We start from the raw sequence: 17,576 nt of genomic DNA, 5'->3' as shown, positions 1-17,576 counted from the left end.
CGTAACTGGCTGGCGTCAGGTGGGAATGATCGTCAGTTCGAAACGATCGGTATCGAAGCCCTGCTCACCGGGCACCGCCGCGATGGGGCGTTCCCGGACCCGGGGGCCGGTCGCGCGGCTGAGCACCGCACGGCCCGAGCCGTTGAGGATAATCTCGTCATTTCCGGCGATGATCCGGGCGCCTTCCAGCGAACCCGGCGCATAGTTGATCACAAGATCATAACCCGTCGGCGCGTTGCAATATTCACGGAAGCTGCCCAGCGACACGGCATTGCCGCTGATCGCGCCGAATCCCGTCGCCTGATGCTGCACCGTGCAATGCACGGGCACCGTCAGGCTGAGGTTGAAGCCGAACGTGGCCGCCGTGGCGGTCGTCGGCGCCGCAGCGAGTACGAAGCTCGCAACGCCGAGCGAGAATTTCTGAATCATCCGCCAAACCTTTCCGCCTGTAGGCCGAAGCTGTTGGATGATTGTTTAGGCTCGCAAATCTAACATTCAGTTAAGGCGCGCCGCCGGACGACGCGGCCGGAGCGGGTGCGTCAGCGTGCGGTCACCGCAATCGAGATTACGTCGCTGTACACGCCCGCGCGGCGATCCGATGTATTGCCGATCAGGAACTGGATCGGCAGCGCGTCGCGGCGGAGGTTGCCGTTCGTCGAACCGGATATCGTGCGCATGCCCGTCAGATTGACCGAATTTCCGCCGATCGCGAGGCTATAGGGCACATACCATTCGCTCGAACCGAGACGCAGGCGGCCCGAATTGGCCGACGTGACGCTGAGGTCGTAGGAACCCGTGCTGGCGACGCGAAGCTGGAGCGGCACCGGGGCGACGCCTGGCCGCAATTCGCCCAGGTCGACGACCGCATGCCCGTCGCTCATCGTGTAGGCGCCGGCCAGGCCGATCCGCGCCGAAGGCAGGACATCGATGCCAAGCACGATGCGCGTGCCGCCGAGCGAACGGAAATTGCCGTCCTGCGCTTCGAGCGTCACGTCCTGCGTAAAGGTGCCCGATTCTTTCACGTCGTCGGGATCGGCGACGAGCTTGAAGAGCAAGGTGCGCGAGGCATTGGCGCCGAGCGTCAGCATCCGCTGCGAGGGGCTACGCTGCGTCCGCCCGACGCGCGGCGTCACATCCTGCGTGTCGGTCAGGTTGAGCAGGGCATAGCCAATCGGCTTCCCCGTGCCCTTCGACAGGCCAAAGGGCGGCTGGCTCAGTTCGAACGTCGGGGTGAAGCGGCATTCCGCCGTACCTTCGTTGACGAAGGTGACCCCGAATGTGCCTTCGGGAATCGCGCTGTCGAACGGGTCATAGCCCTGGATCAGCCAGCTCGACGGCGTCGCGTTGGCGCGGATCAGGCAATCGGCGCCGCGGATGTTGGCACCCGGCGCCGGCGCCTGCGCGTGAAGCGGCACAGCGAGGAAAGCCGCGGCGAGGAACAGGGTATGGCGCAGCATAATGCCTCCTAATTTTTCGTACCGGGGCGAACGGTGCCAAGGTTCAATAGACCATCGGTGTCCGCGGGTACTGTGAATTCGAAACTCCGGTCGACCGTGCCATTCGGGCCATAGGTTTCCACCAGATAGCGGCGGCCCGGCAGCAGGTTGGTGATCGCGAAGCGTCCGACCGAATTGGTGAAGAACGGAATCGGCTTGGGGCTTTCGGCGTCCTTGACGTCGAGCAACGTCACGCGGCCGCCGATCAGCGACACGGGCATTTCGGGCGCGAGGATCAACGTGCCCATCACGCTGGCAAAGGCATCGGTGCCGATGCGCGCCGCATAACCGCTCTTGTAGGGCGGATGGACGCGGAACACGCCGGGACCGGTGTCGTAGCCCGTCGGCGGATCCTCGACATCATATTGCACCGACTGGGTGGCATAGGAGCCGAGGAAATTGTTGACCGCCGCGCCCAGCGCGCCGCTCTTGCTGATATAGTCATTCTCGGCGAGCGACTGTCCGGCAACGACGCTGCGCTTGCCCAGATTCTTGTGCGGCGACAATAACATGAAACTGTCGTTGATGCGCCGCCCGATACCAAAGCTGCCGTCGGCAAAGGCCAGCGACGTCCCGACACGGACGGTCGTCGCGTTGATTTGGGCGACATTGGACAGGTTGGGTCCGAAGGTCGCATGGCTGACCGACGCATCGAAGCGGTTGGCGGCATAAGTGGCATAGCCGAGCGCCTGCGCGCTGTTGTCGTCGCGGGTCACGACACCCCCGAAACCGACGCTGCTCAATTGATTCAGGCCGCTCTGGTTGTAGGAGAGCTCGCCCAGATTGTCGCGGCTCTCATAGCGCGCCTCGGCGCGGCGGCGATAATCGGGTTGGAAGACAATGCCGATGTTGAAACTGAATCCGTTGCCGCGCGAAAAACTTGACGGGAATTTGGTATAATCTACCCCCGCCCGAATCGTCCATTTGCGATCGAGACGGTAGTAAGCTGTCGTTCCCGCGCGATAACTGTCACCCACACCGTTGCGCCCCCGAAGATAGGACGCGGTCGACGTGCTGGTTAACTTGAAGTTGAGCTGCCGCGTATACTGCGCCGAAATCGTGGCCGACGTGGTGTTGACCCCGTCGAGGTTTCCCAAGGTCGCGAAGCGCGGCGACAGATAATCCGCGCGAAACGTTAAACTGTCGGACAGCCCCTCGCGATCGATGAAATGTTCGTAGCTGACGCCGCCGGCGAACCCCTGTCCTGCAGTTTTCGAATTGCTGCCGCCGGCATCGAGCAGCAGACGGCTACCGTTGCGCAGGACGAACTGGGTCTGTCCGGTCAGCGTCTGGACATCCTTGCTGGCCTGGAAACCGACACCGATCGCGGGATGATTGAAAAATGCCTTGCGAAAGAAACCGGTGAAGGCGATCGGGCCGCGATAATCGGGCGCCCCGCCGAAGGTGCGGCTGGTCGGGCCGAAAAAGGCGCCATATTCGAAATCGCCCGGATCGAGGTCGATCGGGTCGAGATATTGCTGATAGGAGAGGTTCTGGACCGCGCCGCTGTTGTCGGTGACCTGAATATCGACATCGTTGCTGCCCGCAATCAGCGGCAGCGAGCTGAAGTCGTAGCGCCCCGGCTGAAGCCGAACTTCGCGATAGAGCGACCCGTTGCGCAAAAATCGGACGGTCGATTCGCGTTGCAGCACGAGCTGACGATTGGCCTGAAGGATCGCCGAGCGAAAGCTGTTGAAACGCCGCCGCTGGCGCAGCACGCCGACGCCGCCCATTTCGACAAAGGCTTGCTGGCCACGGATTTCGGGGTCGAGGTCGCCGAGGAACCAGCGCCGAAAATCCTCCGGCTCGTCATAGACGAGACGCGCGTAGTTGCGCGTGAATTTATATGAATCGCCGGCCAGCCCGAATTGCTGCCCCAACTGCGCGTCGCCCTCGAACACGAATTTGCCGAGCCGCACCGCACCGTCGAAGTTTATCGTCGGCGGGTCGGCCTGATTGCCCTCCCAGATATAGCTCTGGACGGCGCTGAGGTTCAGAAAGGCGGAGAAATCGGCGGGCTGCAGCGTCACGTCGTTGGTGTCTTGGCGCGGCGGCGCAAAAATATCTTTGATCGCCCGCTGTTCGGCGGACACCTCGACGACGACGACCGCCAGGGTACTGGGATCGTAGGTCAGCTGAACGCCCGTCTTTTCCAGATCGTCGGGACCGAAATTGGGCAGCGACGCCAGACGCGACGCCAGCCCGGCATGTGCTTCCTCGTTCAGCACCGGCTGCATCAGCCGCACGAAGGTCGCCGAATCGAGCAGGAAACGGTCGTCCGCGGTGAGCCGCATCGGAATATCGCCGAGGCTGCTGCTCTGGAAGGTCAGCGGCACCGTCATTTCGATGTCGCGGTCGTACGGGTTGATGTCCGGGCGGCCATGCGCGCCGATCGGAAGCTGCGGCATGACGGGCGTCGGCGTCGGGATCGGCGGGATCTGCGTCCCCGGTAACGGAATGACTGTCGGCGCGCCCGGGTTTTGCGCCGACGGCGACGGCCGCGGGTTTTGCGGCAGCGGAATCGATACCTGCGCCGCCGCCGTGCTCGCGCACAGCGCCGACAGCGCCACACTACTCAGAGCGAAGCCGATCCTCACTGTTTGAACGACAGCTTGATCGGTCCGGGGCCAAAACCGGGAACGGGCACGCGGAAAACGCGTTCGCCCTGCGCGGGCACATAGCCGGTGCCGACCGCCCGATTGAGCTCTTCAGGCGAGACATCGACGCGTAACCATTTGCCGTCGGTGCCCGTGCCTTCGAGCTGCCAGCCGAAATTCGCCATCAGCGCGTGGCGGCGGCCGGCGTTGCGCAAGGTGATCTCCACCCCATCCTGCATCGGCGGCAATTCGCTCGATCCCGGCAGCGCGGGCGGCTGATAATTAGCCTGCTTGACGGTCGTTGCCTTCACGTCGGGCTTGGCGCCGGGAGGTGCCACCACGACCAGCGCGCGCATATTGTAAAGAACCTGAACCTGCGCCCCAACCGAATCGGCAGCGCCGGGTTCGAAGGCGACGGGTAACTGTTCGACCGAGACATAATATGCCTGCGAAGTCGCCAGTTCGGCGCCGCCCACCCATTGCAGGCGGACGACCTGCCGTCCGCTGGCGGGCAGAATGCCCTGCGGCGGAAAAATCAGGAAATCCTGGTCGGCGGGGGTTTCGGAAATATTGCCGTCCTTGTCGATTTCCATCCGGAAAACGCGGGTCTGGAACGCCAGATTGCCGGGATTGATATTCTGGACCTCGATCCGCGCCACCGCACCCGTGCCGCGCGATTCCATTTCGACGACCATCGGCGAGACGCGCATCGCCAGCGCGGGGGTGACCACTAGCACGAGAGCGGCGAGCGCAGCCAAAAGCGCGCGCGCATGGCGCTTCACCGTCGCCAAAGCTGTCATATTCCCATCCCCCTGTCCTCGCCGGACATAATTGCACTTATTGATAAAGAAAGGGGAAAGATCGCTCTTTCCCCTCTCCCCATTCGTTACCGCGCGAACTTAGAGAGCGCGCAGCGTCAGCGTCGTGGTGCCGCTGTAGGTGCCTGCGACCAGACCCTTGCTCGTCACAGCCGGAGCAACGATGTCGATGTCCATGCGCGAACGCCATGCGCCCTGCGAGATCAGGTTGTTGTTCTGCGTGGTCGAAACGTTCAGCGACTGGCCCGAACCGGTGGTCACGGCGTTGAGCGCGACGCCGGTCCAGGTTGCATTCACGCTGTACGGAATGTTCGCCTGGAACTGGTTCGTGTCATAACCGCCAGCAGCCGAGTTAACCAGACCGTTGGTGCCGTTGTTCTTGGTGATCACGACTTCGTTGTTGAAGTTGCAACCTGCGGTCAGCGTGTCGATGTTGGCTTCTGCCGGACCGACCATTTCGAACGCCGAATTGACGTTCTCGTTGTTGCCCGTGCGAACGCCGATCACGCCGAAGCTGATGTTGGTCGCGCTGGCGCCGTTGCCCGAATAGAACGAACAGTCCTTGTTCACCGTTCCGCTCAGGTTGAAAGCAACATTGACGGTCGGCGTTGCGGTTTCGCTGTCGCTCGGAGCGTCAGCCTGGGCGCGGTAGCGGGTGCCGACGCCGGCGGGCAGGACGTAGTCGTCATAGAGACCGGCAACAAAATTGCTCGGGTTGGTGTCAGTTCCGCTGATCGTAACCGGACCGATGAAGGGAACGTTGACGGTGCCCGTACCGGCATAGTGGCGTTGATTGGTCGGGTTGGTCTGAGCGGCAGCCGGCGTGGCGACGGCGATGAGCGCGATGGCGGCGACGGTGCCGCTAAGGATCTTCTTCATAATCTTCTTCCCTCTATTATAACGCCCTGCCCAAAAGCCGGGCGACGGCGTGATTTTTGCACCGTCTGGTCGGAGAACCGGGAGGGCATCGGTGCCTACCCTTCCGGCTTAATTCCGCCCGCGACCTGGCCGCAGGCGAATTTCTAGATCGGAGAAACGGTGATCGTGATCGTTTCCGAATAGTCGCCAGCCAGCAGCCCGGCCTCGCCCGAAGGCTGGCCAAGCTCGACCGCCAGGACCATTCCGTCCGTCGCGATGCCGCCGTTGCTGGAGATGACGCCGCCGGCCAAAAGCTGGCGGCTGTTGAAGGATTGGCTCACCGTCTGCCGCGACGGGTATCGCACGGGCATTTCGACGGCGAGATTATAAGGCAGGACGCCGCTGTACGGGCCTTGGCCGTTCGGCATCGTCGTGTGGGTCAGGCCGCCGCGGGCGCCCTTGATCGTCATCGTGAAAGGGACGTTGCAATCGAGCGCGACGCGCGTTTCGATGCCCAGGCCGCGGCGTTCCAGATTGCCGAAATCCATATTGGCGATGCTGCCCATCGCGCAATGCTGGCGGATCGCCCCACTGACCGCGATGTCGAGCGATTTGACGTTCCGGATTTCTTCTGCGTTCGCGGGCACAGCAAAAGCCGCCGCGGCAAGCGCAAAAAGCATGAACCTCATGACTCGAACCCCCAAAAATCCCAACGGTTCGGGCTCCGCTTTGCAGATAGCCCTCGGCACCCCCCGGTGCCCGACAAGCCGCGACCCGACTCATCAACCCGTCTGTTAATAAAAACTTAGTACATAAATTAAGACAGCTTCGCACCCCCAAATTGGCTCGGGCCAAAATTGGGTGTCGGTGATGTCGTTCAAGTTTAACGGAAATTGGCGCTTTCCTGCGCTTGCCGAGGGTTAATTCGGCGCGCGTCAAGCGGCCAGCCTGGCTATCGGCGTTCAGAATCGGGACAACCGATGTTAATATCTTAACAGAAAAATAGGCTATAAGTTTAATTGGAGCTGTCGAAATCGGCAAAAATCCGCGGCGGATTGCCGATTCACCCGCCGCAAGCAGCGCACAGTTCGCCCCAAGGATGGCGAACGGACCTTGTTGCCGGGCATCCGGCGGAGCATGTGCCCGCGATGCGGCGCTCCCCATTAACCACTCGACAACCGATCGCGCGCATAGCTGACCCATGCCCATTCATGCGATGATCGAAAAGCAGGCCGACGGAAGCACGCGCGGGGCGCCGCGCATGCATATGCGATTTGAAGCGGCGGGCTCGCTCGAAGGCAGCGAGGGCACGACGGTCGCGATCCACAATCTGTCGGCGACCGGCATGCTGATCGAAACCGCATCCGATCTGGCCATCGGTCAGCGGCTGACGGTCGCCTTGCCCGAGGCGCCCGATTGCGCCGCCACCATCGTGTGGCGCAGCGAGGCGCTCGCGGGTTGCCGTTTCGATCGGCCGCTGTCGCGCGCGGCGCTCAGCGCGGCGCAGCTGCGCAATCCGCTTCCGGGCGACGTCGATCCGGCGCGCATCCCCGATGGCGACGAAATGCTGGCCCAGCGCCTGCTCCGGCTCCGGAAGGAACGCGGCCTCAGCCGCGCGGCGCTTTCGGATCTCACGGGGTTCAGCCGGCCGAGCATTTGGGCGTGGGAAAGCGGCAAGACCGTGCCGCGGCGCAGCAACCTGCCCGCGCTGGCCGAGGCTTTCGGCATTTCGGAGCAAGAACTGCTCGCCGGCGCGCCTTCGGCCGCGCATGGCGATCCCGCGGCAAGCGCGCAGCAAATGCATGCGCTGGTCCGTGCGAGCCGCGAAGAGATCGCCGCGCTCGCCGGCGTCGAGCCCGCCAAGGTCAAGATCACGATCGAATATTGACGGGGCCGCCCGCCCTATCGTGCGGGCAACAACAGACTCGCGTCGCCATAGCTATAGAAGCGGTACGCATGCCCAATCGCATGCGCATAGGCCGCCTGCATCGTCTCCAGTCCCATCAATGCGCTCACCAGCATGAACAGGGTCGAGCGCGGCAGGTGGAAATTCGTCATCAGCCCGTCGATCGCCTTGAAGCGATAGCCGGGGGTGATGAAGATCGCGGTGTCGCCCGCGAAGGGCGCGATCATGCCGTCATCCTCTGCCGCGCTTTCGAGCAGGCGCAGGCTGGTGGTGCCGACCGCGATGACGCGGCCGCCCGCCGCGCGCACCGCGTTGAGCCGCGCCGCGGTATCGGCGTCGATCCGCCCCCATTCGGCGTGCATGACATGGTCTTCGGTATCGTCGGCCTTCACTGGCAGGAAAGTGCCCGCACCGACGTGCAGCGTCAGCGTTTCGCTCGCAATCCCCGCCGCCGCGAGCGCATCGAGCAGCTTCGTTGTGAAGTGCAGCGCCGCGGTCGGGGCCGCGACCGCGCCATCCTCGCGCGCGAACATTGTCTGGTAATCAGCGCGGTCGGCGTCGTCGGTGGGGCGCTTGCCCGCGATATAGGGCGGGAGCGGCATCGTGCCCGCGCGCTCGAGCAGGACTTCGACCGGCTCGTCGCCGGCGAAGGCGAGGATGAAGCTGCCGTCGGCGAGCCGCTCCTCGGCGAGCGCCGCGACCCCCGCGCCGAAATCGACGCTCTCGCCGACACGCAGTCGCTTGGCGTTGCGGATGAACGCCTGCCAGCGGCGCAGGTCGATGCGTTTGTGGAGCGTCGCGCCGATCTTCGCGTCGCCGCGACGTCCTTCGAGCTGTGCGGGAATGACGCGGGTGTCGTTGAAGACGAGGCAGTCGCCCGGACGCAGCCATGCGGGCAGGTCCGCGACCCCCGCGTCGACGATCTCACCGCCATCGACGACGAGCATCCGCGCTGCATCGCGCGGCCGCGCCGGGCGGAGCGCGATGCGTTCATTGGGTAAATCGAAATCGAAGGCGTCGACGCGCATGATCTTGACGCGCGTGCCCGCGCTTACTGCTTGATCGGAGCGTTAAGCTCGTCGACCGTCACGGCGGGCGCGGCGACCGGCGCGGGCACGGCTTCGGTCAGCATCGAGGCGGGCGGGATCGGCTTGTTGTCGGCGGCGACCGACACCTGCACCATGCGCGACATCACTTCGGGCGGCTCGCCCTTATGGATCGCGTCGACATATTGCATGCCCGAGATGACGCGGCCGAACGCGGTGTAGCGGCGGTCAAGGCTGAAGCGCGGCTGGAGCATGATGAAGAACTGGCTGTTCGCGCTGTCCTCGCTCTCGGCGCGCGCCATCGAAAGCGTGCCGCGCAGATGCGGGGTCGGGTTGAATTCGGCCTTGAGGTCGGGAAGCTGCGAGCCGCCCTGCCCGGACGCGGTCGGATCGCCCGTCTGCGCCATAAAGCCGTCGATCACGCGGTGGAACTTGATCCCGTCGTAAAAGCCCGCGCGCGCGAGCTGCTTCAGCCGCTCGACATGGTTCGGCGCGACATTCGGATAGAGCTGGACCACGATCCGGCCGCCCGTCGAAAGGTCGATGTTGAGCATATATTCGGGGACGTTGATATATTGGTCGGGCGTCATCGCGGGCACCGCGGGCGCTTCCACCGCAGGGGTTCCCTCGGCCGCCGCGGGCGCGGGCGCAGTCGGGGTTTCGACCGGCGCGGGCGGCGGCGTTTCGACGGGCGGCGCCGGCTGGCTTTGCTCGGGGTTCGGCCCCGGTGCGGGCGGCGCATCCTGCGCGACGGCCGAAGCCGCGAGACCGAACGCCATCGCCGTAAGAACCAAGGGGCGGAAGGATGATTTCATGCTGGATCGGCCTTTGGATAATAAACTGGATTTGCGCCCCGATGGCGCGCCCTAGCCGGAAAAAGCTGAACGCTCAATGATCGGTATCAGCGCTCGCCCTGGAGGAGCCCCCGCTCGGCGATGCGCGCGACGACGGCGTCGCGCACCGACGGCGTCACGAATTTCCGGATATCGCCGCCGAAGATCGCGATTTCCTTGACCAGCCGCGACGCGATCGGTTGCAGCCCGACGTCGGCCATCAGGAACACCGTCTCGATCCGGTCGTTGAGCTGCTGGTTCATCCCCGCCATCTGATATTCATATTCAAAGTCGGCGACCGCGCGCAGCCCGCGGACGATCATGGTCGCCCCCTCGCGCTCGGCGAAATCCATCAGCAGCGCATTGAAACCGACGACGCGGATATCGCCCTCGATCGACGCGACCTCGGCCTTCACCATGTCGATGCGCTCGTCGTCATCGAACATCGGCGACTTGGTGATATTGGTCGTGACCCCGATGACCAGCCGGTCGACCAGCTTCGCGCCGCGGCGGATGATGTCCATATGCCCGAGCGTGATCGGGTCGAAGGTTCCGGGATAAACCCCAATGCGCATCAACGGTCCCTTTCCACCACATAACGGGCGATCGCGCGCAGCAGCGCCGCCTCTTCGCCAAAACTCGCGAGATGTCCGATCGCCTGGTCGACGAGCGCGGTCGCCTGTTCGCGCGCGCGTTCGAGCCCCATCAAGGTGACGAAGGTCGCCTTGCCCGCGGCGTCGTCCTTGTGCAGCGCCTTGCCCGCAAGCGCCTCGTCGCCCTCGACGTCCATGATGTCGTCGGCGATCTGGAACGCGAGCCCGATGTCGCGCGAATAGGCGCGCAGCGGCGCGCGCCCCTCGGGCGGGATGCGCGCGAGGATCGCGCCGGCCTCGACCGAAAAGGCGATCAGCGCCCCGGTCTTGAGCTGTTGGAGCCGCGTCACCGTCGGCAGGTCGAAATTCGACGTCTCGGCGGCGAGATCCATCATCTGGCCGCCCGCCATCCCCGCCGGGCCCGCGGCGCGCGCGAGTTCGCAGCAGAGCTCGCCGCGCACGAAGGGATCGGCGCTCGTCACCGGGTCGCACAGCCATTCGAACGCGAGCGCGTGGAGCGAATCGCCCGCGAGCACCGCGGTCGCCTCGTCGAACGCCTTGTGTACCGTCGGTTTGCCGCGGCGCATGTCGTCATCGTCCATGCACGGCAGGTCGTCGTGGATCAGCGAATAGACGTGCATCGCCTCGACCGCCGCCCCGACGCGCAGGGTCAGCATGCGGTCGACGTGGAACAGGTCGCCCGCGGCGCGAACGAGCAGCGGACGCAGCCGCTTGCCGCCGGCCACCGCCGCATGGCGCATCGCTTCGTAGAGCGGCCCGCGCGGGTCGGACGGAACGGCGAGCAATTGATCGAACAGCGTGTCGATCCCGGCCGCAACCTCATTCTGGGTGGCAAGCAGCAATTGCCTCTCGCGCGAAACTTCGCTGTCGACGAGCGTCACCGTGGATCAGCTTTCGCCGAAGGGGGTCGTTCCCGCCGGTCGGCCGTCGGCACCCAGGCTGACCTGTTCGATGCGCGCCTGCGCCGCGGCGAGCCGCGCCTCGCAATGGCCGCGCAGCGCATGGCCGCGCTCATAGAGCGTCACCGATTCCTCGAGGCTGACATCGCCACTCTCGAGCCTTCGCACGATCGTTTCGAGCTCGCCCATCGCGGCTTCGAACGACAGCGAGGCGATATCGGCGGCGCCAAAGCCTTCTCGAGCGGGTTCGGGGGTATCCGTCATCGCCCTGCTTTGGCCCCTTCGCCCCCGTCCGGTCAAGCTTGACGTGGTGATTTTGCCCTATAGCGTCGCGCCATGTTCATCGGCCATTTCGCCCCGGCGCTGATCGTCGCGGCCCGTCCAAAGGCGGCGGGGCTCGGGACATTGTTCGTCGCGGCGCAGCTGATCGATATCGGTTTTGCCGCATTGCTGGTCCCGGGGATCGAGGCGATGCGGATCGTCCCCGGCATCGCCGCGATGAACCCGATGGACCTGTACCACATGCCCTATACGCACAGCCTGCTCGGGACGCTGATCTGGGCGAAGATCTTCGGCGTGCTCGTCTGGTTCGCGACCAAACGCAAAGAGGCGGCGATCGGCGCCGCGCTGGTCGTGGTGTCGCACTGGTTCATCGACCTTCTCGTCCATATTCCCGATCTGACGCTCTATGGCATGCCGCCCAAATTGGGGCTCGGGCTCTGGAATCATCCGCTGATCGCGATGCCGCTCGAGATATTGCTGATCGGCGGTGCCTTTCTTTATTATCAGCGCCGCACCGAAGCGCCGGGCGGCAACCGCCGGCTCTGGATACTCGCCGGGCTGCTCGCCTTTGCGCAGGCGATCGACTGGTTCGGCCCGAAAGAGCCCGCCTATTCGCTCTCCATCCCCGCGACGATGCTCTTCGCTTATGCGCTGCTCGCCGGGACCGCGGCGTGGGCGGGCGCCAACCGGCGGTTCGCGGTGCCCGTCCGCACCTGACCCCTTCGCGCCGCGCAATCACGCTTCTGTTTTTTGCAATTGCCCGCGCCGCGCGAGCCGGTCATGCTGCACTGCACAAGAAGAGAGGGGCTCAAAGGCAAGTTTTGTTCATCAGACAAGGACTTGCATCATGAAAAAATTCATTCTCCCCGCCCTCGGCCTGCTCGCGCTGGCGCCGTCCGTCGCCTTCGCGAAGGATGCGCCGACCAACCGCTTCGAGCATGAAGGCAGCACCTACAGCTATAGCGTCACGCAGGTCGGCGACACGCGCGTGATCAGCGGCGTCGAGGAACGCACCGGCAAGCCGTTCACGCTCCGCGTCGGCCAGCACCGCGTGCGCGGCACCGTCGGTTCGCAGCAGGTCAGCTTCGCGCTGCGCGACGTCGCGCCGCTGGTGAAGCCGTCGGCTACCCTCGCCTCGCGTTGATCCGTCTCTCCGACCGCAGACTCCATGGTGCAAAATGCATCATGGGGTCTGTTCGTTTTGCGCCTGTGCGGCTAAAGGCGCGCCATGACTCAGCAAGCGCCCGCCATCACCCCCGAAATCGTCGCCGAGCACGGGCTTTCGCCCGAGGAATATGATCGCGTCCTGCACGCGCTCGGGCGCGAGCCGAACCTTGTCGAACTCGGCATCTTCTCGGTCATGTGGTCCGAGCATTGCAGCTATAAAAGCTCGCGCCTCCACCTCAAGAAACTGCCGACCGAGGCGCCGTGGGTGATCTGCGGCCCCGGCGAGAATGCCGGCGTCATCGACATCGGCACCGGCGAAGGCGGCAAGAAGCTCGCCGCGATCTTCAAGATGGAGAGCCACAACCACCCGTCGTATATCGAACCCTATCAGGGCGCGGCGACCGGGGTCGGCGGCATCCTGCGCGACGTGTTCACGATGGGCGCGCGTCCGGTCGCGAACCTCAACGCGCTGCGTTTCGGCCGCCCCGACCATCCGAAGATGAAGCATCTCATCTCGGGTGTCGTCCACGGCATCGGCGGTTACGGCAATTGCGTCGGCGTCCCCACCGTCGGCGGCGAAGTCAATTTCCACAAGGCCTATGACGGCAACATCCTGGTCAATGCGATGACCGTCGGCGTCGCCGAACAGGACAAGATCTTCTATTCGGCCGCATCAGGCGTCGGCAATCCGATCGTCTATGTCGGGTCGAAGACCGGCCGCGACGGCATCCACGGCGCGACGATGGCGTCGGCCGACTTCGGCGAGGATGCCGAGGAAAAGCGCCCGACGGTACAGGTCGGCGACCCCTTCACCGAAAAGCTGCTGATCGAGGCCTGCCTCGAACTGATGGCGTCGGACGCGATCGTCGCGATCCAGGACATGGGCGCCGCGGGCCTCACCAGCTCGTCGGTCGAAATGGCGTCGAAGGGCGGCGTCGGCCTCCACCTCAAGATGGACGACGTGCCGCAGCGCGAAACCGGCATGACGGCTTATGAAATGATGCTGTCCGAATCGCAGGAACGCATGCTGATGGTGCTGAAGCCCGGTCGCGAAGATTTCGCGGCCGCGATCTTCCACAAATGGGAACTCGACTTCGCGGTCATCGGCACCGTCACCGACACCGGCCGCATGGTGCTCGAGCATAAAGGCGAGATCGTCTGCGACATCCCGCTCGCGCCGCTCGCCGACGACGCCCCGCTCTATGATCGCCCGCATGTCCCGACCCCGAAGCAGGCTGACCTCACCAACGTCCCCGAGACGAAGGATGTCGCCGCGGACCTCAAGGCGTTGATGGGCACCCCCGACATCGCCAGCCGCCGCTGGATCTGGGAACAATATGACAGCCAGGTCGGCGGCGACACGGTGCAGATCGGCGGCGACGCCGCGCTCGTCCGCATCCACGGCACCAACCGCGCGCTCGCGATGTCGACCGACTGTACCCCGCGCTATTGCTATGCCGACCCCGTCGAGGGCGGCAAGCAGGCGGTCGCCGAAACCTGGCGCAACATCAGCGCGGTCGGCGCGACCCCGCTCGCGATCACCAACTGCCTGAACTTCGCCAACCCGCAGCGCCCCGAAATCATGGGCCAGATCGTCGGCTGTCTCGACGGCATGGCACAGGCGTGTATCGCGCTCGACTATCCGATCGTGTCGGGCAACGTCAGCCTCTATAATGAGAGCAAGGCGACCGGCGGCGGCAGCGCGATCCTGCCGACACCCGCGATCGGCGGCGTCGGCGTGATCGAGGATCTCGGGAAAGCGGTCGGCATCGGCTTCAAGCGCACCGGCGACATCGTGCTCGCGGTCGGCGAACGCGCCGGCCACCTCGGCCAGTCGGTGTGGCTCCGCGAAATCCTCGGCCGCGAGGAAGGCCCGCCGCCGCCCGTCGACCTTCGCGCCGAAAAGCGCACCGGCGACTTCATCCGCGGCGCGATCAACGCCGGCTGGATCACCGCCTGTCACGACGTATCGGACGGCGGCATGGCGGTGACGCTCGCCGAAATGGCGCTGAAGTCGAACATCGGGGTGCTCGTGAGCGAAGAACAGCCGTTCGGCGTCGCCGAAAGCTTCTTCGGCGAGGATCAGGGGCTTTACCTCGTGACGGTGTGCGACACCTGCCTCGCCGACTTCCTCGACGCCGCGGGCCGCGCCGACGTGCCGGTCGATCCGGTCGGCCGCACGATCAAGGATCGCATCGTCTTCGAACTCGAAGGCAGCGACCATCAGGTCACGCTCGCCGAACTGCGCGAAGCGCATGAAGGCTTCTTCCCCAACCTGATGGGGGCCGACGCGGCGCTCGCATAATAGCTGAAAGTGAGGGGCCAATGAGCATCTATGTCGGCATCGGGGGCTGGACCTTCGAACCGTGGCGCGGCCCCTTCTACCCCGCCGGCCTCGCGCAAAAGCGCGAGCTCGAATATGCCGGCCAGCATCTGACCGGCATCGAGATCAACGGCACCTATTATGGCAGCCAGAAGCCCGAAACCTTCGCCAATTGGGCGGAGTCGGTGCCCGACGGGTTCCAGTTCAGCGTCAAGGCGTCACGCTTCACGACCAACCGCAAGGTGCTGGCGGAAGGCGCGGCATCGATCGAGAAATTTCTGACGCAGGGGCTGACGCGGCTCGGCGACCGGCTCGGCCCGATCCACTGGCAGTTCATGGCGACGAAAAAATTCGACCGCGACGATTTCGCGGGCTTCCTCGATCTGCTTCCCGATACGCAGGACGGCCTGAAGCTGCGCCACGCGATCGAGGTGCGCGACGAAAGCTTCCGCGATCAAGCCTTTATCGACATGGTGCGCGAACGGAACATGGCGGTCGTCTTCGCCGACAGCGACGAGTTTCCCTGCATCGACGAACAGACCGCCGACTTCACCTATGCGCGGCTCCAGCGCAGTCAGGACGATGTCGAAACCGGCTATGATGCGAAGGCGCTCGACCATTGGGCGAAGCGCGCCAAGGATTGGGCGGTCGGCGACCGCGACGTCTATATCTTCTTCATATCCGGCGCGAAGGTTCGCAACCCCGCCGCTGCGCAAGCGCTGATCGCGAAGCTCGACTGACCAACATCACCGGCCGCCGGGCAGATTATGTTTCCCCCACTCGCATAGCGGCGTCAGCGCTTCGTTGAGCGATGCGCCCAAGGGGGTCACCGAATAATCGACACGCGGCGGAACCTGATGGAACATCTCGCGGTGGACCAGGCCATCGGCTTCCATTTCCCGCAATTGCTGGATCAGCATCTTTTCGCTGATTCCGTCGATACGCCGCTTGAGCGCGCCGAAGCGCACCGGGGTGCCGTGAAGCTCCCAAAGAATCAGCGCCTTCCACTTCCCACCGATAATCGCGAACACCGGCCCGAGACCGTCATTATAGGGTTGATTGCGCGTCGACATGATCACCAATTCTTACCTGAAAGTGCGTACCTGACAAAATAGTAGGTAGTTGATCAATCGAAAGTACCACGCCACCCCTTTTCGTCAACAAGACATGGCAGCCGTGCCGTGTCCCACGCGAAAGGATCGATCGATATGCCGGAAAAACTGCTCATTCTTGTCGGAAGCCCACGCCGGAACGGAAACACCGCGACGCTTGCCGACGCCGTTCGGCGCGGCGCCGAGGCGGCGGGCAGCGATGTCGCACTGCGATTTCTGGATGACCATATTTCGGGGTTTCTGCGCGATTGCCGCCAATGCCGCCGCCCCGATGGCGAATGCGCGATAAACGACCCGTATCGCGCGCTGTTCTTCGACGAGTTTTTGCCCGCGCGCGGGGTGATCTTTTGTTCGCCCATCTATTGGTACGGCGTGTCCGCCCAGATCAAGGCGTTCTTCGATCGCAGCTTCTGCTATTATGCGGCCTCCTATCCGGGCTCGCAGGACGCGCTTGCGGCGATGGCCGGCAAACGGCTCGGCTTGGTGCTCGCGTCCGAGGAAACATATCCCGGCGTCGCGCTCGGCATTATCCACCAGATTCAGGAATTTTCCCGCTACACCAATTCGGACTTCGTCAACGTAGTGCGCGGGGCCGGCAACAGCCGCGGCGAAGTGCGAAACGATCCGGCGAACCCGGTCGGCGACGCCGAACGCCTGGGCCGCGAGATATTTTCGCGCTCCTATTCCGACTACAGGCTGGAGACGCCGCGCAGCCCGCGCGTCTGGCCGGAAAGCGTAGGCTGAGCACCGGGTTCCCCGGCTTTCGCCGGGGACAGTTCAGGCCATCGCAGCCTTTGCCGCGAGGAAGTTGTACGGATCGATCCCACGGTTGCGGTAAGCGCGGTGCGCTTCCTGATAGAGCGTCGGCTCGCCGATCCCCAGCCGCGCACGCGCGGCTTCGAGCGGTTCGGCGAGCAGCGAGCGGATGTCCTGCTCGATGATCGCCTTCGCCGCCTTGCCGTGGCGCTGGCCCTGGCGGATCGCGCCGAACACCGGCGCGTCGCTTTTGACGCCGCGCTTCACCTCATAACCGCCGGCATAGGCGATGAAGAAATTGCCGTAGTTGCCGGTCTGGCCATAGGTGAAGCCGAGCACGCACTGTTCGCCGAGTGCGTCGCGGCCATAGCCGGTCAGGATGTGGAACAGATCGTGCGTGTCGCGCAGGCGATTGCTGTACCATTGCACCTGATCGTCGAACTTGGGACGGCCCATCTTGTCGCTTTCGGCGACGAGCCCCGCGGCCGAGAGGCCTTCGCGGCGCATGAAGGTGACATAGGCGTGGCCGACGCTGCCCTCGGGCAGTTCGTCGATCCATGCATGGTCGTCGAGCAGGTCGGGCAGATAGGGTTCGCGTTCCATCAGCTTCTGGCCGAAATCGCTTTCGACGAAAGCGCGCGCGTCGTCCATGAAGCCCTTGCGCGGCAAATTTTCAAAGATGTGGAACACCTGCTCGGTGTCTTCCTTGTCCGCGATCAGCTTGCGGAAGTGCTGGAACGCCTTGAACGGGCGGAACTTCTGCGGCTGGCGGTCGGGGTGGGAGAAGATGGTGGGGGTCATGGCTGGCCTCGTCCGAATCAGGTGATGATGCTCAGATAGCATTACTGACATAGATGTCAATAGTAGGT

At 64.2% G+C, this 17,576-nt stretch carries 19 protein-coding genes; 6 read left to right on the top strand and 13 right to left on the bottom strand.

Features of this window, described 5'->3' with window-relative positions; all coding sequences use genetic code 11:
- Window positions 1-15 precede the first annotated feature (15 nt).
- The 6 genes from J2X38_RS03875 to J2X38_RS03850 all read right to left on the bottom strand — a co-directional run bounded on the left by J2X38_RS03875 (window position 16) and on the right by J2X38_RS03850 (window position 6,458).
- The gene (locus tag J2X38_RS03875; protein ID WP_058536871.1) at window positions 16-429 is read right to left on the bottom strand and encodes a hypothetical protein; all 414 of its coding nucleotides are present in this window, start codon (window positions 427-429) and stop codon (window positions 16-18) included.
- Window positions 430-539: 110 nt separating this feature from the next.
- Window positions 540-1,457: a hypothetical protein gene (locus J2X38_RS03870; protein WP_058536872.1), complete on the bottom strand. Its 918-nt coding sequence runs from the start codon at window positions 1,455-1,457 to the stop codon at window positions 540-542.
- Between the two features lie 8 nt (window positions 1,458-1,465).
- Window positions 1,466-4,093: a hypothetical protein gene (locus J2X38_RS03865; protein WP_310251501.1), complete on the bottom strand. Its 2,628-nt coding sequence runs from the start codon at window positions 4,091-4,093 to the stop codon at window positions 1,466-1,468.
- Window positions 4,090-4,893, bottom strand: a complete 804-nt coding sequence (locus tag J2X38_RS03860) for a molecular chaperone (RefSeq protein WP_058536873.1) — start codon at window positions 4,891-4,893, stop codon at window positions 4,090-4,092. Before J2X38_RS03860 ends, J2X38_RS03865 begins: the two co-directional genes overlap by 4 nt.
- Before the next feature lie 99 nt (window positions 4,894-4,992).
- Window positions 4,993-5,790, bottom strand: coding sequence for a hypothetical protein (locus J2X38_RS03855; RefSeq protein WP_058536874.1), 798 nt, complete (start codon window positions 5,788-5,790; stop codon window positions 4,993-4,995).
- 143 nt (window positions 5,791-5,933) lie between these two features.
- A complete protein-coding gene (locus tag J2X38_RS03850) occupies window positions 5,934-6,458 on the bottom strand; it encodes a spore coat protein U domain-containing protein (RefSeq protein WP_137892064.1) in 525 nt (174 codons plus the stop codon).
- A gap of 512 nt (window positions 6,459-6,970) precedes the next feature.
- Here J2X38_RS03850 and J2X38_RS03845 point away from each other — a divergent pair.
- Window positions 6,971-7,657: a helix-turn-helix domain-containing protein gene (locus J2X38_RS03845; protein WP_058536876.1), complete on the top strand. Its 687-nt coding sequence runs from the start codon at window positions 6,971-6,973 to the stop codon at window positions 7,655-7,657.
- Between the two features lie 14 nt (window positions 7,658-7,671).
- On the opposite strand, the gene queA is transcribed toward J2X38_RS03845, so the two are convergent.
- From queA to J2X38_RS03820, 5 genes are all read right to left on the bottom strand, one after another.
- Window positions 7,672-8,703 (bottom strand): tRNA preQ1(34) S-adenosylmethionine ribosyltransferase-isomerase QueA, encoded by a 1,032-nt coding sequence (queA, locus tag J2X38_RS03840; protein WP_310251494.1) that lies wholly within the window; start codon window positions 8,701-8,703, stop codon window positions 7,672-7,674.
- Window positions 8,704-8,726: 23 nt separating this feature from the next.
- Window positions 8,727-9,536 (bottom strand): peptidylprolyl isomerase, encoded by an 810-nt coding sequence (locus tag J2X38_RS03835; protein ID WP_310251492.1) that lies wholly within the window; start codon window positions 9,534-9,536, stop codon window positions 8,727-8,729.
- Between the two features lie 86 nt (window positions 9,537-9,622).
- Window positions 9,623-10,129 carry a pantetheine-phosphate adenylyltransferase gene (gene coaD, locus J2X38_RS03830; RefSeq protein WP_058536881.1) on the bottom strand — a complete coding sequence of 169 codons (507 nt, stop codon included), beginning with the start codon at window positions 10,127-10,129 and terminating at the stop codon, window positions 9,623-9,625.
- Window positions 10,129-11,010, bottom strand: a complete 882-nt coding sequence (locus J2X38_RS03825; RefSeq protein WP_310252681.1) for a farnesyl diphosphate synthase — start codon at window positions 11,008-11,010, stop codon at window positions 10,129-10,131. Before J2X38_RS03825 ends, coaD begins: the two co-directional genes overlap by 1 nt.
- Before the next feature lie 45 nt (window positions 11,011-11,055).
- Window positions 11,056-11,331 (bottom strand): exodeoxyribonuclease VII small subunit, encoded by a 276-nt coding sequence (locus J2X38_RS03820; RefSeq protein ID WP_058536882.1) that lies wholly within the window; start codon window positions 11,329-11,331, stop codon window positions 11,056-11,058.
- Between the two features lie 72 nt (window positions 11,332-11,403).
- Here J2X38_RS03820 and J2X38_RS03815 point away from each other — a divergent pair, with 72 nt between their 5' ends.
- The 4 genes from J2X38_RS03815 to J2X38_RS03800 all read left to right on the top strand — a co-directional run bounded on the left by J2X38_RS03815 (window position 11,404) and on the right by J2X38_RS03800 (window position 15,579).
- Window positions 11,404-12,066, top strand: coding sequence for a hypothetical protein (locus J2X38_RS03815; RefSeq protein ID WP_310251489.1), 663 nt, complete (start codon window positions 11,404-11,406; stop codon window positions 12,064-12,066).
- 130 nt (window positions 12,067-12,196) lie between these two features.
- The gene (locus tag J2X38_RS03810) at window positions 12,197-12,493 is read left to right on the top strand and encodes a hypothetical protein (RefSeq protein ID WP_310251487.1); all 297 of its coding nucleotides are present in this window, start codon (window positions 12,197-12,199) and stop codon (window positions 12,491-12,493) included.
- 84 nt (window positions 12,494-12,577) lie between these two features.
- Entirely contained in the window at window positions 12,578-14,821 is a 2,244-nt protein-coding gene (gene purL, locus J2X38_RS03805; RefSeq protein ID WP_310251485.1) for a phosphoribosylformylglycinamidine synthase subunit PurL, read from the top strand.
- A gap of 20 nt (window positions 14,822-14,841) precedes the next feature.
- Entirely contained in the window at window positions 14,842-15,579 is a 738-nt protein-coding gene (locus tag J2X38_RS03800; protein ID WP_310251484.1) for a DUF72 domain-containing protein, read from the top strand.
- Between the two features lie 6 nt (window positions 15,580-15,585).
- Here J2X38_RS03800 and J2X38_RS03795 read toward each other — a convergent pair whose 3' ends face one another.
- Complete coding sequence (locus J2X38_RS03795; protein ID WP_058536887.1) at window positions 15,586-15,912, bottom strand: helix-turn-helix domain-containing protein; 327 nt, start codon at window positions 15,910-15,912, stop codon at window positions 15,586-15,588.
- A gap of 135 nt (window positions 15,913-16,047) precedes the next feature.
- Between J2X38_RS03795 and J2X38_RS03790 the strand changes: the two genes are divergently transcribed.
- Complete coding sequence (locus J2X38_RS03790; RefSeq protein ID WP_310251480.1) at window positions 16,048-16,695, top strand: flavodoxin family protein; 648 nt, start codon at window positions 16,048-16,050, stop codon at window positions 16,693-16,695.
- A 33-nt stretch (window positions 16,696-16,728) separates the two neighbouring features.
- Here the strand turns inward: J2X38_RS03790 and J2X38_RS03785 are convergent, their stop codons facing one another.
- On the bottom strand, window positions 16,729-17,508 hold the full coding sequence (locus tag J2X38_RS03785) for a Coq4 family protein (RefSeq protein ID WP_058536889.1): 780 nt from the start codon (window positions 17,506-17,508) through the stop codon (window positions 16,729-16,731).
- Window positions 17,509-17,576 lie beyond the last annotated feature (68 nt).

The organism is Sphingopyxis sp. BE235 (assembly GCF_031457175.1).
Lineage (GTDB): Bacteria > Pseudomonadota > Alphaproteobacteria > Sphingomonadales > Sphingomonadaceae > Sphingopyxis.
Note: the sequence above shows the minus strand (reverse complement) of the source record. Positions and strands in the feature narration are given on the sequence as shown.

Excerpts from the sequence above, each read along its gene's own strand:
- purL (WP_310251485.1), top strand. The coding sequence starts at position 12,578 with ATGACTCAGCAAGCGCCCGCCATCACCCCCGAAATCGTCGCCGAGCAC.
- J2X38_RS03790 (WP_310251480.1), top strand. The coding sequence starts at position 16,048 with ATGCCGGAAAAACTGCTCATTCTTGTCGGAAGCCCACGCCGGAACGGA.
- J2X38_RS03850 (WP_137892064.1), bottom strand. The coding sequence starts at position 6,458 with ATGAGGTTCATGCTTTTTGCGCTTGCCGCGGCGGCTTTTGCTGTGCCC.
- J2X38_RS03820 (WP_058536882.1), bottom strand. The coding sequence starts at position 11,331 with ATGACGGATACCCCCGAACCCGCTCGAGAAGGCTTTGGCGCCGCCGAT.
- J2X38_RS03855 (WP_058536874.1), bottom strand. The coding sequence starts at position 5,790 with ATGAAGAAGATCCTTAGCGGCACCGTCGCCGCCATCGCGCTCATCGCC.
- J2X38_RS03785 (WP_058536889.1), bottom strand. The coding sequence starts at position 17,508 with ATGACCCCCACCATCTTCTCCCACCCCGACCGCCAGCCGCAGAAGTTC.
- J2X38_RS03815 (WP_310251489.1), top strand. The coding sequence starts at position 11,404 with ATGTTCATCGGCCATTTCGCCCCGGCGCTGATCGTCGCGGCCCGTCCA.
- J2X38_RS03835 (WP_310251492.1), bottom strand. The coding sequence starts at position 9,536 with ATGAAATCATCCTTCCGCCCCTTGGTTCTTACGGCGATGGCGTTCGGT.
- J2X38_RS03860 (WP_058536873.1), bottom strand. The coding sequence starts at position 4,893 with ATGACAGCTTTGGCGACGGTGAAGCGCCATGCGCGCGCGCTTTTGGCT.
- queA (WP_310251494.1), bottom strand. The coding sequence starts at position 8,703 with ATGCGCGTCGACGCCTTCGATTTCGATTTACCCAATGAACGCATCGCG.
- coaD (WP_058536881.1), bottom strand. The coding sequence starts at position 10,129 with ATGCGCATTGGGGTTTATCCCGGAACCTTCGACCCGATCACGCTCGGG.
- J2X38_RS03795 (WP_058536887.1), bottom strand. The coding sequence starts at position 15,912 with ATGTCGACGCGCAATCAACCCTATAATGACGGTCTCGGGCCGGTGTTC.
- J2X38_RS03810 (WP_310251487.1), top strand. The coding sequence starts at position 12,197 with ATGAAAAAATTCATTCTCCCCGCCCTCGGCCTGCTCGCGCTGGCGCCG.
- J2X38_RS03800 (WP_310251484.1), top strand. The coding sequence starts at position 14,842 with ATGAGCATCTATGTCGGCATCGGGGGCTGGACCTTCGAACCGTGGCGC.
- J2X38_RS03870 (WP_058536872.1), bottom strand. The coding sequence starts at position 1,457 with ATGCTGCGCCATACCCTGTTCCTCGCCGCGGCTTTCCTCGCTGTGCCG.
- J2X38_RS03845 (WP_058536876.1), top strand. The coding sequence starts at position 6,971 with ATGCCCATTCATGCGATGATCGAAAAGCAGGCCGACGGAAGCACGCGC.
- J2X38_RS03875 (WP_058536871.1), bottom strand. The coding sequence starts at position 429 with ATGATTCAGAAATTCTCGCTCGGCGTTGCGAGCTTCGTACTCGCTGCG.